We start from the raw sequence: 16,948 nt of genomic DNA, 5'->3' as shown, positions 1-16,948 counted from the left end.
AACTAGTATAGTGTACCACTTCTGCAACGACTCTTCTACGCTTTCCTGAAAAAACCGTTTATCATTTTCATTTCCATTAAACTTTACACTAGACACTCCGATTGCAGTACCATCTTCCGATCGCTCGATAAACACGTAGCATATGCTTCCGATGCAGCTTTCCTTCAGAAAGCTTGTAGCTTCGCTTCTTCAGATCGGTTCTGCACTCTTCGTTCCAGTGTAAATGTCCATTTTTTTATATAGAAACCAAATAAACCGGAAGGTCTCTCGACCCTCCGGCAAATTGCATCTCTGTTGTTTCAGCATTTTGCATTATTTAATAAAAGTAAATGAGTTCACGGCTTTTTCCAGCGCTGCTGCCTGCACTTCCGTCTTGTTGGCATCATTCAGCCCGCTCGTAATCGTATACGTCGTTCCATTCTGTTCAAACACGATCTGACGTCCGGTATACGGCACACCATTGTCCACTTCATGATAGATAAAGGAAAACGCAGGCACACCCGCAAACGTCAACTCCTCACTGCTAAGCAACTTGAAGTTTTTACGCGTTTTGGTTGCTTCCGTATATGCCTCTCTAAGTTGACTGACGGTCATTTCAATGGATTTGTCCTCACTCGCGGCAATGGAGAATTGACCACCTGTGAAGGTATACACAACAGGAGAATACTCAAACCGATCATTGTACGGCGTCCAGTAACGCGGAATATCAACACTGTAATGATAACGTTTGGACGTTCGTGTCACAGCTTTTGTTTTATCCGTCAAATACGGGTCTTCATCCAGCTGGCCGAAATTATCGGATACAGTATCAAAATCAATCACGACACTCTTCATGATACTCTTAAACCATTCACGGTCCTTTGTCTGCTCCTCAGGGAACGTATACTCTGCATAATAGCGATAACCGTTTTTTTGCAAAAGAACATCGAACTCCGTCTGCCATCCATCTCCAAAGTTATAACGGAACTCATTCACCTCAGCAGTCTCGCCTGATACATCCATCGTATACGAACCTATCGGTTCATAACTATCCGGCGTGAACGTCTCGCGCATCCACTTGTCCAGTTGGCCACTCCACTCTTTGACCGTCGCACCTTTCGGTGCAGATGTAACACGCAGCTGCAGATATGCACCATCCTTGGCTTCGTATATCATCTGGTTGTTGTCCATAGACCAGCCTGCTGGAATCTTCAGTTCAATGCCATAATCGTCATTCCAGGTAGAGCGCATACCCTCATCCACGGTTGAAAGATCCTTAATTGTACGATCGGACTGAACATACGTAGGCTGGAATGAATTGAGCAGTGCTGCACGCTTGCCCAGATCCTTGTAATTCAGAGCTTCATAGTCCGCGAGGTATACGTCATATTGGCGACCATCATGGATATATTGGCGCATTTCCCATAACACCCCGTCCGCATCTTTAACCACAATCCGGGCATAAGGGGTTTTCCCTTTGGCAATCGATTCCCGATCGAGCACCGTATCTCCGGTTTCTTTTGCTTCCTGAACAAGCTGCTGTAACAAATCATCCGAATCCAGACTCACATCCTGGTCACTCACGTACACTTCAAGATAATAACTGCTGTCCTCCGCGCCAAATGTCATCATGCGCTCCTGCTCACCCGTTTGCAAAATCATGAGGTCGGATGGGTAATTAATGGACCAGCCGTAATAACTGTTACCAATTCTCGTTTTGCCTTCGTCCAGATTAATGCCGCCCTCGTCCTCATCCGTCGATTCATCCGTTTGCAATAATCGAATGACCATTTCTCCTGAGCTGCTTGGGGCAAGTGTAGCGCCTATCCCCGCAGCTATTGGGCGAAGTGGTACCATGAGCACGCCATTCACCATTTTTGGAGCAGCGCCCATCTCTTTTTTGACTCCATCCACCCAGGCAATCGAACTGCCAATCGTTAAGGTGACTGTATGCGGACCTTCCTTCACTTTGACCACATCATTCTTCTCCAGTCGGATCTCGCTGCCAAAAGCTTTCTTGAATACACCGACAGGGACCATCGTAACCCCTTTGAACTTATATGGTTTCACGATTGTCTGTTTGCTGCCGTTGATGTAGGCGCTCGTGCTACCTGCTGTGATCCGCAGCTCACTCGTTGTAAGATCGGATGCCCACGCAGGCAATGCCGCTCCAATGCTCAGCATCCCGGCTAACACACCTGTGTTCAGCACACGTAAAAATGTTTTTTTCATTCCGTTCATTCGTCCTCTCTGGATCCGGATGGCTCGCCGGGCTTTATTGATCTTCTTCTACAGGGAACTGCTCATCTTCCTCTTCTTGGATATCCGCTCGATCAGCAAGGACCACCGTACGAGTGATAATATCGCCGTCCGTTTGCATTAACAGTTTGACCTTCTGTCCTGGCAGATACGTTTTGAGCAACTCATTGATATCCACCACAGAGGACACACGTGTGCCTGCCACACTGTATAACACATCTCCCTCTTTGATTTTGGCTTTCTTCGCTTGAGCAGACAGCACGCCCGTAATCGTCAAAGGATCATCTGTAGGCAGGCCCACAATCGCTGACCAGCTCTCTTCCAGTTGCAAGCCGAGGCTTGCACGCTTGATTTTTCCGTATTCAAAGAACTGATTAATAATATATTGGACGGTATCTACTGGAATCGAAAATCCCATGCTCTCGATACCTACTGCTGAAAATTTCATAGAGTTAATACCCACAACTTCACCTTTCAGGTTGACCAGCGGTCCGCCGCTGTTACCCGGGTTAATGGCCGTATCTGTTTGAATCAACCGATATGTTGCCTCCACTCCCCGATTAAGACCACTGATTACGCCCACTGTCGCCGAGTTACGCAAAGAGAAGGAAATCGGTGTGCCGATAGCAATGACGGCTTCTCCAACGGTTGTTTGTGAAGCTTTGGCAAAGGTCGCCGGTTTAAGAGATTTAGCATTAATTTTGATTAGAGCGATATCGCTTAACGGGTCACTGTATGTTTTGGTGATTTTATATGTATTGCCATCCGTCGTCACGACCAAAGGATTGATTAATCCATCAACTACATGGGCATTCGTTACAATCCAGCCGTTGGAGCGGATGATCACGCCCGTGCCATGAGCCAGGTTATAGCGATCCGATGTGACGCCATCCTGTGATTCAGTAGATTTGCCGATAATGCCTACAACAGAAGGAGATACTTTTTCAATTACTTTCGGGACTGCTTCACTGCCCTTATACTGAAACGTTCCAGATTTGGCGTCATATTGCCCACTTCCTCCAAGCGCTTTGACCAAATCCGTTGAACTAACATAGACTTGTCCATCTACCACTTTGGCTTGCATACCTGATGAAGACTCCGCTGCTCCAGCAGTTGCTGCAACACTGATCGAGAGTACAGCAGCCATTAGTATGGCTACACCCTTTTTCCCCAACACTCTCATTCTCTCACCTAACCCTCTCTATATATCCTCCGTTATGCAACCGAACCATATGATCCATGACTGAATCTCTTTCTCTATTATCTGCAATACCGGTATCCTCAAATTTAACATACAAATTATTCCTATACAATCGCTTTAAGACCTAATTTCAATAGAGAAGACCGTATTGTTCGAACCACTCTGCAAAACACAAAAAAACACCCTCCTTCATTCCCTGGAAAGTGTTTGTCTGTTCTTCTACTTGCTGCTTTCAAATAAGTCCAGCCTTGTCTCTACGAACCAAACCAACCGGTAATCATGGCATAGTCCGTCAAAAGAAATACCAACAGACTAACCACTGCAAATCCGATAGCAAACAAATTCTTCTTCGGCGCGCGAATCAGACGGACCACTCCGATGAAAATCAGGATCGTAAATAAGATGACAAAAATATCAAACGCATTAAAATTTGAAGTACTCGCCGCGGCAGCTTCTGCAAACAGCATGGATAGACAGACCTCCTCACCATAGTTGAACAGCTAAACGCATACCCTAATATCTTCCTCTATGTTATCTGTACCCTGCTTGTAATGCAAGCCCTATCATCCAGAAAAATGAAAAAAATCCAGTTTGGCAGTCGATTGTTGGAATGCTTGCTCTACCGCATATGTAAACACTTTCACCGATGTCATATTAAGATTGGCACAACGGCAAAATATCAGAAAACCCTTCTCCTCGGAAGAAGAGGACATCATATCATACACCGATGCCGCCTACTTCATGAAAAGAAGGGTTATATATTCACAAACAAGCTGTAAACTGGAGCATTTATTCCGTCAATTGTAACGTCTTGCTTCGTTCCGTATCCCGCTCCAATACTGGCTTCAAGTACTTACCAGTATAGGAAGCTTCCACTTTAATAATATCCTCTGGTGTACCTGTCGCAACAATAGTTCCGCCACCACTTCCACCTTCTGGACCCAGATCAACAATATAATCGGCTGTTTTGATAACATCCAGGTTATGCTCGATAACCAGTACCGATTCTCCGGAATCCACCAGACGGTGCAGGACGTTCAGCAGACGATCAATATCATCGACATGAAGACCGGTCGTTGGCTCATCCAGAATATATATTGTTTTACCCGTACTGCGACGATACAACTCGGAAGCGAGCTTCACGCGTTGTGCTTCACCGCCAGACAACGTTGTTGCAGGCTGACCCAGGTTAATATAGCCCAACCCTACGTCAAGTAAGGTTTGCATTTTGCGATGAATTTTCGGAATGTTCTCGAAGAACTGCGTTGCATCCTCTACCGTCATTTCCAGCACATCTGCAATATTTCTGTTTTTGTATTTGACTTCAAGGGTTTCGCGATTATACCGTTTGCCTTTGCAGACCTCACAAGGCACGTAGACATCTGGCAGGAAGTGCATCTCAATTTTGATAATGCCGTCCCCACGACATGCTTCACAACGACCACCTTTAATATTGAAACTAAATCTGCCTTTTTTGTATCCACGCACTTTGGCTTCATTGGTCTGTGCAAACAGATCACGGATGTCATCAAAGACGCCTGTATAGGTAGCCGGGTTGGAACGTGGTGTCCGTCCGATTGGCGACTGGTCAATATCAATAACTTTATCGATATGTTCCAGACCCCGAATCTCTTTGTGCTGACCAGGGCGTACCCGTGCGCGGTTCAAATCACGAGCCAGCGTTTTATACAAAATCTCATTAATTAGCGTTGATTTACCCGAGCCGGATACACCCGTTACTGCGGTGAATACACCCACTGGAATTTTTACATTCAGGTTTTTCAGGTTATTTTCCTTCGCTCCGCGTACTTCCAACCAGCGGTCCCCGACACTACGGCGTTCGGTACGTACCGGAATAAACTTGCGCCCACTGAGATATTGACCCGTTAGCGAGTTCTCGTCATTCATGATTTCTTCCGGTGTGCCCTGAGACATGATGGTACCACCGTGGATACCTGCCCCCGGACCAATATCGATAATATAATCGGCGGCCATCATCGTATCCTCATCATGTTCAACCACGATCAGTGTGTTACCGATATCCCGCATGTGAGCGAGTGTGGAGATCAGACGATCGTTATCCCGTTGATGCAGGCCGATACTCGGCTCATCCAGAATATACAGCACGCCCATCAGGCTGGAACCAATCTGTGTCGCCAGTCTGATCCGCTGGGCTTCACCACCGGACAACGTTCCTGCAGCACGGCTCAGGGTCAAGTAATCCAGTCCTACGTTTACCAGGAAGCCGAGACGGCTGTTGATTTCTTTTAAAATAAGTTTAGCGATTATTTCTTCTTTCTCACTCAATTGCAGCGAGTCGAAGAAACGACCAGCTTCTCCAATGGACAAACTTGTCACATACGCCATGTTGTGATCGTTAATCGTAACTGCAAGGCTTTCACGTTTCAGTCGCTGTCCTTTACATGTTCCACAAGGCTTAGCACTCATATAACCTTCAATGAATTCACGGATACCTTCGGATGCTGTCTCACGGTAACGACGCTCCAGATTATTCACAATACCTTCAAAGGTAACCAATGCTTCTTTCCGTTGTCCAAAATCATTCTCGTACCGGAAACGAATTTTCTCCGTACCTGTACCCTGCAAAAGCTTGTTCATTTGTTCAGCAGGCAGGTCTTCTACAGGTACGTTTTGCGGAATGTTAAAGTGTTCGCATACCGATTTGAGGAACTGCGGATAATAGGTGGATGTACCACCTGTCCAGGCATCAAACGCACCCTCTTCAATGGTTTTGCTGCGATCCGGTACCAACAGGTCCGGGTCAACAATCATTTTGACACCTAATCCATCACAATCCGGGCAGGCTCCAAATGGGCTGTTGAACGAAAACATGCGCGGCGCAAGCTCTTCAATACTGAATCCACACACCGGGCAGGCAAAGTTGGAACTGAAACGCAGTTCTTCTTCACCCATAATATCTACCAGCAGTTGTCCACCGGACAGATTAAGTGCAGTCTCAATAGAATCGGCCAAACGTGATTGCACATCTTCCTTGATTACTATCCGGTCAACCACAACTTCAATCGTATGCTTTTTGTTCTTCTCCAATTGAATATCTTCGGACAGATCACGTAATTCCCCGTTCACCCGAACACGGACAAAACCTTGTTTGGAGATATCGGAAAACACACTTTTGTGTTCACCCTTGCGTCCCGAGACAATCGGTGCCAGAATCTGCAATCGGGTCCGTTCAGGATATTGCATGATGCGGTCAACCATTTGTTCTACGGTCTGGGAGCTAATTTCCACGCCATGATCCGGACAATGAGGATGTCCCACACGTGCAAACAACAGACGCAGGTAATCATAGATTTCCGTAACGGTTCCCACGGTAGAACGCGGGTTACGACTTGTCGTTTTCTGATCTATGGAGATGGCCGGAGACAATCCTTCAATGGAATCAACGTCCGGTTTCTCCATCTGCCCCAGAAACTGCCGTGCATAAGCCGATAATGATTCAACGTAACGTCGCTGTCCTTCGGCATATATCGTGTCAAAAGCCAGCGAGGACTTGCCTGAGCCACTCAGACCGGTTAATACAACAAAACGGTCACGCGGGATGGTGATATCAATGTTTTTGAGGTTATGCGCTCGCGCGCCTTTGATGACAATGTTCTCGCTCGCCAATGGGTTTCATCCTTTCAATGTTGAAATTCCAACCTTTTTTAAAGGCTTTTCAATCCCTCCCAAACCCTCCCTTCCAAGGGAGGGCCCCAAAGGGCGCAGCCCTCTGGACACCCGAAACAAGCGGTGCAATGGTGAATGGTCGGGTCTTGCTATGTGAAGGTTGTCGTGTGCCCGCAGCTTCGTCCAAGATCCCGGCCGATCGCCGGTCTCTTGGACGGCCGCTCTACCACGAGAGGGCGCTCACAGCTTCGCCTCGTTCGCGATGGTCGCCATTCCCTTCGGCTCGGCTCCCGAGTACACGACTTCCAAATGTTTTCCCTATAAACCTTTTAACCAATTTCAACTTTTCTATCAGTATAGACCTGATTTTACGTTTTCAACATATCTAATTATCGGTAGATATCACTGATTTCCTGACTCAACAAGAGAACGGCCACCCGGCCGTTCTCTTGTTGCAGATCTATCCTTGTTGCGACACATTCATTAACTGTGCCTTTATCTTATATCTCTACAGTCTACTTAATAAGCTATTCTGCGCGCAGTTCCAGCAATGCATCACGAAGTTCAGCAGCACGCTCAAACTGCAGGTTTTTGGCTGCGTCTTTCATCTCTGCCTCTAGGCGCTGAATAAGTGACTGACGTTCCTTCTTCGACATCTTCTCGGCAGCGCCTGTAAGATAATCTTTCTTGGATTCGGCAACTTTGGTTGCTTCAATCACATCACGCACTTTTTTACGAATCGTCTGTGGTGTAATGCCATGTTTTTCGTTATATTCAATCTGGATTGCACGACGGCGTTCTGTTTCCTTAATCGCCTTATCCATGGAATCCGTCACTTTGTCACCATACAGAATGACTCTACCTTCGCTGTTCCGCGCTGCCCGACCAATCGTTTGGATCAGTGAGCGTTCCGAGCGCAGGAAGCCTTCTTTGTCGGCATCCAAAATGGCTACCAGAGAAACTTCAGGAAGATCGAGACCTTCCCGGAGTAAGTTGATTCCGATCAGCACATGGAACGTACCCAGCCTTAGATCACGCAGGATCGCCATACGCTCCAACGTCTTGATCTCGGAGTGCAAATAACGTACCTTGATTCCAATCTCCTTCAGATAATCTGTTAAATCCTCGGACATCTTCTTCGTTAATGTTGTGATCAGGACCCGCTCGTCTTTCGCAATCCGGTCGTTAATCTCACCGATCAGATCATCGATCTGTCCCTTCGTTGGGCGCAGTTCAATAATTGGATCAAGCAGACCGGTTGGACGAATGATCTGTTGTACCATCGTATCCGTATGCTCTATTTCGTAAGGACCCGGTGTCGCGGATACATAGATGATCTGATTCATCTTTTCTTCGAACTCTTCGAATTTGAGCGGACGGTTATCCAACGCAGATGGCAGACGGAATCCGTGGTCAACCAGTACAGTCTTCCGTGCTTGGTCACCGTTATACATTGCACGGATCTGTGGCAGCGTCACGTGGGACTCATCGACCACAATCAACATGTCATCCGGGAAATAGTCCATCAGTGTGTAAGGTGTATCGCCACGTTCACGGAACGTCAGTGGTCCGGAATAGTTCTCAATCCCTGAACAGAACCCGACTTCCTTCATCATCTCGATATCGTAACGTGTACGTTGCTCCAGTCGCTGAGCCTCCAGCAATTTCCCCTGTTCTCTCAGCACTTCAAGACGCTCTTCCAGTTCACGCTCAATGTTCACCAACGCGACGCGCATCGTCTCTTCTTGGGTTACGAAGTGAGATGCCGGGAATATGGCGATATGTTCACGTTCGCCAACCAGTTCTCCGGTTAACACGTCAATCTCCGTAATTTTCTCAATCTCATCACCGAACAATTCCACCCGAATCGCATGTTCACCCTTTGATGCCGGGAAAATTTCGATAACGTCTCCGCGAACGCGGAACGTGCCACGCACAAAGTTAATATCATTGCGCTGATACTGAATCTCTACCAGACGAGACAAAATCTGATTGCGTGGTTTCTCCATTCCTACCCGCAGGGACAGAAGCATGCTCGAATACGAATGCGGCGAACCCAAACCATAGATGCAGGATACACTCGCTACAATAATGACATCTCTGCGTTCGAACAATGAACTCGTAGCCGCATGGCGCAATTTATCGATCTCTTCATTGATACTTGAATCCTTCTCGATATACGTATCCGAGGAAGGAATATAGGCTTCTGGCTGAAAGTAATCGTAGTAACTGACAAAATACTCAACCATATTATTTGGAAAAAAGTCTTTGAACTCACTTGCAAGCTGTGCTGCCAGCGTTTTATTGTGGGCAATAATCAGCGTGGGACGTTGCAGCTTGGCAATCGTCTGTGCAATGGTAAACGTCTTACCCGTACCGGTTGCACCCAGTAGCGTCTGATATCTCTTCCCCTCCTGAACACCCTTCACCAATTCTTCAATGGCTACAGGCTGATCACCTTGGGGAGAAAACTCTGACTCGATTTCGAACGTTTTGTCGCTCATTATAATATCGCTCATTGCCGTATCTCACCCTATCGTCTAAAATAATAGTCACTATATATTGTCGAAGTTCCCCGAATTTACATATGGGAAAACTTATAGTAATAGGAATATTTGTTCCCGTTTAATTATACCTCGTCTGTGCAAGTGATGCAATCGCGAACTAAAGATAGGAGTGGGTTAATTTATGGATATTGCGACACTTATCGGCATTATTGCCGGGATTGCCGCAGTCATTAGTGGTTTTTTATGGGAAGGTGGCCAATTATCCGGTCTGATGCAAAAGACCGCTGCTCTAATTGTATTTGGTGGAACAATTGCCGCAGTTGTTGCCAGTTTCCCTGCACATCGGCTGCGTACGATTCCTGCTGCCCTCCGCATGGCCTTTGGGCGTAACAACAATGACTCAAGCCAGTGGGTTGAAGAACTTGTAGATATGTCTTCAATTGCTCGCCGCTCAGGCGTGCTTGCACTGGAACGAAAAGTGATGTACCATCCGCATCCATTTTTACAAGATGGTATTCAGATGGTTGTCGATGGCACAGATCAGGATGTTGTTCGCCAGATCATGGAGATGGAAATTGATTCCGTCGAACAAAAATATGAAGGTTATGCCAAAATTTTTGAATCAGCAGGCGGTTATGCTCCAACGATGGGTATCATTGGTACCGTGATGGGACTTATTCAGGTACTTGGCAGTCTGACCGATCCTACCGGACTCGGACCAGCCATTGCTGTTGCTTTTACCGCAACCCTTTACGGGGTCGCCAGTGCCAATCTTATCTTTTTACCCATTGCTTCCAAAATCAAATCCCGTGGAGCAGACGAAATTCAGACGATGGAAATGCTGCTCGAGGGCGTACTATCCATTCAGAACGGGGAGAACCCTCAGCTTGTGCGTAAACGGCTGGAGTCCTTCACACTCTCTCACCGCCAGATCACACGTCCTGTAGTGAAGGAGGGATTGGATGAGTCGGCGCAGTAAACGGCGCGGAAAACGTGAACCTGGAGATCATCGAGATCGCTGGATGATTACCTATGCCGATCTCATTACCCTGCTGCTGATCTTTTTTGTGATCATGTATGCCATGAGCAATCTGGATTCTGGCAAATACGATGTGGTTACTCAATCGTTGCAAAATACTTTCAACCAATCCAACTCCCTGCTTGATCAAGGTGAAGGCATTGGTGGTACAGCTGGACAAGCCATTACCAAAAATCCACCTTCCCAGATTCAGGGCGAAGACCCTGGAGAAGGCGAAGGATCCTCTTCCGACTCCGAAACAGGCAAGCCAGATGATGAAGATCAGCCACTTACGGAGCGGGAAGAGCAATTCAGATCACAGGAGCAGGAGCTGCAAAATCTGTTCAATGTGATTACCCAGTATATCGAGGACAATAAACTGGAAAATCAGATTTTTGTTGCAGACAAGCCGCAAGGCATCTCTATCACACTCAGTGACCGCTTCCTGTTTGATCAGGGAAAAGCTGCACTCAAAAGTGATGCTTCACCCACACTAAGCAAATTGGCAAGCCTGTTCCGTGACCTGAGCACAGTTGTCAGCATTGAAGGACATACGGACAACGTTCCTGTCGGGGCAAACGCTACCTATAAAGACAATTGGGAGCTTTCCGGTGCACGTGCACTGTCTGTATTGCGATTTTTTCTCGATAAAGAAAAGCTTGATCCTGACGGTTTTCAATATGCCGGATACGCGGATACCCGCCCAACCAGTGACAATACCACGGCGGCTGGACGGCAAAAGAACCGCCGTGTAGAAATTACCGTGTTGCGGCAACTCCAGCCATAATAACTGTAATTTCCAATCCAGGATTAGTTCATCACTTCATATTTTTATAAAAGAAGCACGATCTGTCTCAGAACCTGAGCAAGATCGTGCTTTTCTTTTTCCAACGTATGAATATCAATTTCATAACAGAAGGCTATTGTAACGAAAGATTCCAATCTATCTTTTTATAGATGCTGTTTGGATGAACAAACAGATTCTGTAGATAATTCATTTGCCGCTTTACAACCGATTCATCGGTTTTTTCAAGCCAGTATAGCCTCCCTGCCATAAAAGCCACCGTGTAGGCCTTCCAGGACGTATACGCGGATTGTGCGTCTAATGCCGCCTGTAAAACCAGCTGTTCTGATTCAGTTTCAGTTATATAACCCACATGGGCGCTTTGTCGACACAGGTTCGCATAACATCCCCAGTCCCACGCTGCAACTCCTTCGGCTGGTAATTTGTGCATATATGTTTTAACCACCAGATATTCGTGATATTTCCCTGTATCTGGATCCAGTGAGTTCATATAATTCCCCTGATCCTTTTCAGACATTGTACTCAAGAAAGTCCGCTTCTCATCAAATGATATACGATATCCTTCGTTCCGAATCCAATCCAGTGAAGACATCAAACTCTTCCTGTCATGAATTTCCCAGTTTTCCTCTAATTTGGTGCAAAATTTTTCTCGTTGTTCTTCATCTGCATGATACTCATAATCATTGTTAATATCCAGATCGATGATTTCGTTAAGTATAGCAGCCATGCCACGAAACCAAAGTTCTTTGTCCGTAACACGATGTATAGACGAGGATTCTGTCGCATGGTGTCCTCTCAACGCAGTGCCTCCTTATACAAAATGTAAACTCACGACGTCATCAGGCATCAGATGTTGAAGCGGTAACCTGGATGGCCACAGTTCATACGCCGGTTTTGATTTTCTCAATCTTCTCCAAAATGGAAGTCCTCGCTGTTCTGCACGGGCAACGATAGCTTCCCATCTCAGAACGTAGTCTGGATGTTCCGGCTGTTCACGAACTGCTTTTTCGGCATAAATACGCGCACGATCCATATTTCCGATATCGTAATAGACCATGCTCAGGTAACTGCATACATCACCTTCAAGCCCTCCACGATACGCTTTGTCGAGATCAAGCAGCGCCTGATTCAAATCCCCCATACGGTAAGCAGCAATCCCCGCGTACAACCAAATATGAGGATCAATATTCTCTGATGGTTCTCCGTCTATATAAACCTCAACCCAAGAAAGGGCTCGCTCCCAAGAATGACTTTCCACATGATAGCGTGTTATGAAGAGTATTCCCCACAGCTGAATCGAATCGAAGTTAGACATCTCTTCAGCCAGCCGATTCAATATATCATCTCGTTTTTGAACATCGGACTCCATGACGCAAACAATTACCATTCTGATCAGTTCATATGTGCCGGGGTTTTCGTTCAGGCCATTCCTGTACACATTCAGTGCCTCGTTAACCCTTCCTTGCTCACGCAAAATATCCCCTTCAAGCAGAGGACCGTCCGGATCTTCAGGATTTTCCCTGCGAAATGTTCTAACTTCCTCCAGCGCCTGAACGCCCTCCCCCAATCTTGCATGAGCAACCGCCAAATAATAGGGTGTGTTTGTAGAGCACCCAAATGTTTGTGATACTTTAAGTGATTGGAGCGCTTCGGCATATTGCTGCCTTTTCAGATGTGAGAAGCCCTTGCGAAACCAGTCCATCGTGTGATCCGAATCATCAAGTGTAACATGCTCATAGTCAACCAACGCTTCTTCATATCTTCCGTTAATATAGTAACAAAATGCCCTTAATGATCGGTATGCATATACGTGAGGATCAAGTTCAATGGCCTTATCTGAAAAATAAATACATTTCATGTTTTGTTCCTGGCGATGATGTGCAATCGCAAGAGAGTGCCACGCCCCTGCATGGGAAGGATTCAACTGGGTCGATTTATCCAGATCAAGTATTGCCTCTGGGCTGTTTCCCATTTCGAGATGCAACTGACCGCGTTCAAAAAGGATTGCAAAAATATCGCCTTCCGCTTCGATTGCTGCCATTTCCGCATTTTTTAGGATCTCCAGCGCTTCCTCATTTTTCTCCATCCGAATGCATGCCTGCGCCCACAATACATATAAACCTTCATCGAGCTTATCCGCCATGTGAATTTCGGCCATATATCGAAGAAGCTGTTCATCTTCATCCATTTCGACATAACTTAGGGCAACCAGACGTTGAAGCTCTTTGCGAGCACTCCAATCCTTCTCATCCTCTGCCGTTTTCTTCTGCGCCTCAACTAAAGCCAGATTTAATTCTATCAAAGCAATCTGTGCTTCAAAATCAAACGGATGAATGGAGACAATCCGTTGCAATAGATGGATTGCCTTGGCGTCATCTCCGTGATGTTGATGATATCTCGCAAGTCCATTTAAGGCATCCAGATGATTGGGATGAAGCTCCAGAATCTTATTGTACAAATTGACGGACAGCTCAAGATGTCCCGCATTTTCCAACAATCTTGCACGGTGAAGCAATCCGTCTATAGATTCAGGAACCAGTTCAATCAGTCGTTCAAACAACATCTCTGCAGCCATTTCCTCTCGATTCCACAGACGAAATTTGCCTGCCAACAGAAGCATATCGGGATCGTCTGCATATAACTCCATCGCAGCGTCAATATGGGGACTGACTTGTCTCCACTCCCCCTGTAACATCCTTTGAAATACAGTATCCCGGTACCGTATGAACGTTTCATAATCCACTTCTTGTTCAGGATCAAACGTGTCGTAACGCAATTCCCAAGCACGTTCCAGCTCTAGAGTAGGACGATCAGCAATTTCATCCGATAACAACGCTCTTAATTCATCCTGACGCTCCGTCCATCCGAAGAATTCATTTAATATGCGCCAGATTGCTTTCGGCATATAAGGATATTCCACCAGAATCTGCAGCAATTCAGTTCCGGTGTGATATTTCACATCGAGCCGCCATAGCTCCTCTCTCTGTGTCCATTCTTCCCAAACAGTGATTTCTGGGCGCCTAAAAATATCCTCCAGAATACCTCGTGCCTGAGCCAGCAGCAACACTGAATCGCTCAGGTCTCTGGAACCTTCAAGCGATAATGCCTCCATCCACGATGGAGATACCCAATTCGCTCTATTCAGCGGTAAAACAGTAGCACTTAGATCTTCTGCAGGAGCAGAGACTTCAATCCAAGACGGAGGCACCCAGTGCTCTTGTTCTATGGAGGGATACACTGGTTTAACATCAGCCTCATTCTCCTGCAACCATTCCTGATTTTCAATATCATGCTTGGCATCAACTTCGATCAAAGTCTCCCGATCCAAGTTATTTAGTTGTTCAGTTTGTCTATCCTCATCATGTCTTATTTCCTGCCTATGCACGGGTCTCAGTTCAATCTGATCTCGATCACTTAACAGAAAGCCCTCTTTCTCAAGCTCTTTAGCAGCCTTGAGTGCTTGTTCATAAGCGGATCGAAGTAACTGAAAACCGTCCGGATCATCTTCCGGATGAGTCATCCGAAGTTGCTTGGCATAAGCTCGTTTGATAACCCTCACATCCTGCGTCGGCTCGAGTTCTAATCGCGCCCAGAAGTCCATTCACGAATCACCCCCAAACTTTTTCGATTTGATCCAGCACTTCCTTCAACTTCTCAGCTTCTTTCTTGATTTCCTTGTCATCCTGACGTTTAAGGGTCTCTTCATATCCAAGCATGGCCTTGGCGATGATTTCCCGATGCTCAGACAGCGATTCTTCATACATTCGTTCTCCCCGAGCCAAAAGCAAGCGATTCTCCATCCGTTCCCGGGGATGAATCTTGATAGCCTCCAACGCTTTGAAACGTTCGATAATCTCCTCCTTGGACAACTCAGTTTCCTTCGCCTGAATGATCGCTACCTTCTTCTCTCCCGTTCCAACCGCTGTGACTTCCACTTCAAGGATGCCGTTAATGTCATACGTGAACCGGATATCCACAGCTTGCTCTCCTCCAGGAGCTGGAGGTATTGAGATGGCCAGATCCCCAAGCTTCACGTTGTTTTTGGCCACGCGGCTCTCACCTTGGTAAATGTCCGCAGTAAGAGAGGTCTGATTATCGTCTATCGTGTAGTAACGTTCCACTCTACTGACCGGAATCACTGTATTTCGTTCGATAATTGGGGAAAACATCCCGGATTCGTATCGTCCATTTCCGAGTGATACGGAAACCGAAGTCCCCAATGTATATGGACATACATCCGTCAGGATGACTTCCTGTAAATCTTCATGGCGCGATTTCATTGCCGCCTGAATGCCGACACCTAGCGCAACAGCTTCATCGGGATGCAAGTGATTGGCAGGCAATCTACCAAACAGCTTGCCAGTAAATGAATAAATAAGTGGCATGCGAGTAGCTCCTCCCACGAGGATTACTGCATCCAATTCACTTAGTTTAACTGAAGCATCACGCAGTGCCCGTTCAACCGGTTTTTGCAGACGTGCCAGCAATGGCTTCGCCGCCTGATCGAAACTGGAACGATCTATACCAAACTCTTTCAACCCTTTTTCAAAAGTCAGGGACATTGCACCCTCACGTCCATCGCTTAATGCCCGCTTACACAACTCTGCCTGCTTCCATAATGCCGACTGCTCTTTGGCTGACAAGGTATCTTGCTGAATCTGATGCTCCAACGCAAACAAATCCGCGAGCAGACGTGTGAAATCTTCACCACCCAGAAAGTTATCCCCAGCAACCGATTTTACTTCCATAATCTGATCAAACAGCTCCAAGACGGATACATCAAATGTACCTCCACCCAGATCAAATACCAAAAACTTGGTTTCAGATTGCTGTTGATGCAAACCATAAGCAATGGCTGCCGCAGTCGGTTCACTAAGAAGGCGTTCCACCTTAATGCCGGCAAGCTCACCTGCACGCTGAGTTGCCTTTCGTTGAGCATCATTGAAATATGCTGGCACGCTGATGACAGCTTCTGTCACTACTTCTCCCAGAAAAGCTTCTGCATCCGCTTTGAGTGATTTCAAAACAAACGCCGAAAGTTCCTCCGGTAAAAATCGATATGTACCCAAACTAAAGGTTCTTCCAGTACCCATGTATCTTTTGAAAACGGATGCTGTACGCTCAGGATGCGTGATCATTCGCTCCTTGGCCACTTCTCCTACCAGTACCTCTCCATTGTCATCCACGCTGACAACTGAAGGCGTCAAACGATTACCCAGGGCATTCGGAATAATAACCGATTCTCCATTCATCCAGCAAGATACAAGGCTGTTCGTTGTCCCCAAATCAATACCAATAATTGTCATTAACGTATACCTTCTTTCTAATTACAATCTAATCATGCATAGAATAAATCCACATGCCTTGTTGTTATGTGATGGCATGTTAGGCCAATCTTTGAAATCTCAATCTTTCTATAGTTCTAACGATCAATTTATCACATATGAGTAGCACCAGGACATAGGTATAACTTCACTGATTCTTCCCCAGCAATTACACGAAACAGAAATCGGCACGCTCCATGCCTTATG

At 46.4% G+C, this 16,948-nt stretch carries 10 protein-coding genes; 2 read left to right on the top strand and 8 right to left on the bottom strand.

The window, feature by feature from the left end:
• Window positions 1–312: 312 nt before the first annotated feature.
• The 5 genes from BMY78_RS22495 to uvrB form a co-directional block, all read right to left on the bottom strand.
• A complete protein-coding gene (locus BMY78_RS22495; RefSeq protein WP_256222280.1) occupies window positions 313–2,211 on the bottom strand; it encodes a stalk domain-containing protein in 1,899 nt (632 codons plus the stop codon).
• Window positions 2,212–2,254: 43 nt separating this feature from the next.
• Window positions 2,255–3,421 carry a S1C family serine protease gene (locus BMY78_RS22490; RefSeq protein WP_256222278.1) on the bottom strand — a complete coding sequence of 389 codons (1,167 nt, stop codon included), beginning with the start codon at window positions 3,419–3,421 and terminating at the stop codon, window positions 2,255–2,257.
• A 272-nt stretch (window positions 3,422–3,693) separates the two neighbouring features.
• Window positions 3,694–3,906, bottom strand: coding sequence for a hypothetical protein (locus BMY78_RS22485; RefSeq protein ID WP_090903589.1), 213 nt, complete (start codon window positions 3,904–3,906; stop codon window positions 3,694–3,696).
• 322 nt (window positions 3,907–4,228) lie between these two features.
• Complete coding sequence (gene uvrA / locus BMY78_RS22480) at window positions 4,229–7,087, bottom strand: excinuclease ABC subunit UvrA (RefSeq protein WP_090903588.1); 2,859 nt, start codon at window positions 7,085–7,087, stop codon at window positions 4,229–4,231.
• 527 nt (window positions 7,088–7,614) lie between these two features.
• Window positions 7,615–9,606 (bottom strand): excinuclease ABC subunit UvrB, encoded by a 1,992-nt coding sequence (uvrB, locus tag BMY78_RS22475; protein ID WP_090903587.1) that lies wholly within the window; start codon window positions 9,604–9,606, stop codon window positions 7,615–7,617.
• A 169-nt stretch (window positions 9,607–9,775) separates the two neighbouring features.
• On the opposite strand from uvrB, the gene BMY78_RS22470 reads away from it, so the two are divergent.
• Window positions 9,776–10,573: a flagellar motor protein gene (locus tag BMY78_RS22470; protein WP_090903586.1), complete on the top strand. Its 798-nt coding sequence runs from the start codon at window positions 9,776–9,778 to the stop codon at window positions 10,571–10,573.
• The gene (locus tag BMY78_RS22465) at window positions 10,557–11,399 is read left to right on the top strand and encodes a flagellar motor protein MotB (protein WP_090903585.1); all 843 of its coding nucleotides are present in this window, start codon (window positions 10,557–10,559) and stop codon (window positions 11,397–11,399) included. Before BMY78_RS22470 ends, BMY78_RS22465 begins: the two co-directional genes overlap by 17 nt.
• 133 nt (window positions 11,400–11,532) lie before the next feature.
• Here BMY78_RS22465 and BMY78_RS22460 read toward each other — a convergent pair whose 3' ends face one another.
• Genes BMY78_RS22460 through BMY78_RS22450 form a run of 3 tightly spaced genes read right to left on the bottom strand, consistent with a single transcriptional unit; the run spans window position 11,533 to window position 16,723 of the window.
• The gene (locus BMY78_RS22460; RefSeq protein ID WP_090903584.1) at window positions 11,533–12,216 is read right to left on the bottom strand and encodes a DUF1266 domain-containing protein; all 684 of its coding nucleotides are present in this window, start codon (window positions 12,214–12,216) and stop codon (window positions 11,533–11,535) included.
• A gap of 12 nt (window positions 12,217–12,228) precedes the next feature.
• Window positions 12,229–15,018, bottom strand: coding sequence for a J domain-containing protein (locus BMY78_RS22455; protein ID WP_090903583.1), 2,790 nt, complete (start codon window positions 15,016–15,018; stop codon window positions 12,229–12,231).
• Between the two features lie 7 nt (window positions 15,019–15,025).
• Window positions 15,026–16,723, bottom strand: coding sequence for a molecular chaperone HscC (locus BMY78_RS22450; RefSeq protein ID WP_090903582.1), 1,698 nt, complete (start codon window positions 16,721–16,723; stop codon window positions 15,026–15,028).
• Window positions 16,724–16,948: the final 225 nt, after the last annotated feature.

This window comes from Paenibacillus sp. OK076 (assembly GCF_900110055.1).
Classification (GTDB): Bacteria; Bacillota; Bacilli; order Paenibacillales; family Paenibacillaceae; genus Paenibacillus.
Note: the sequence above shows the minus strand (reverse complement) of the source record. Positions and strands in the feature narration are given on the sequence as shown.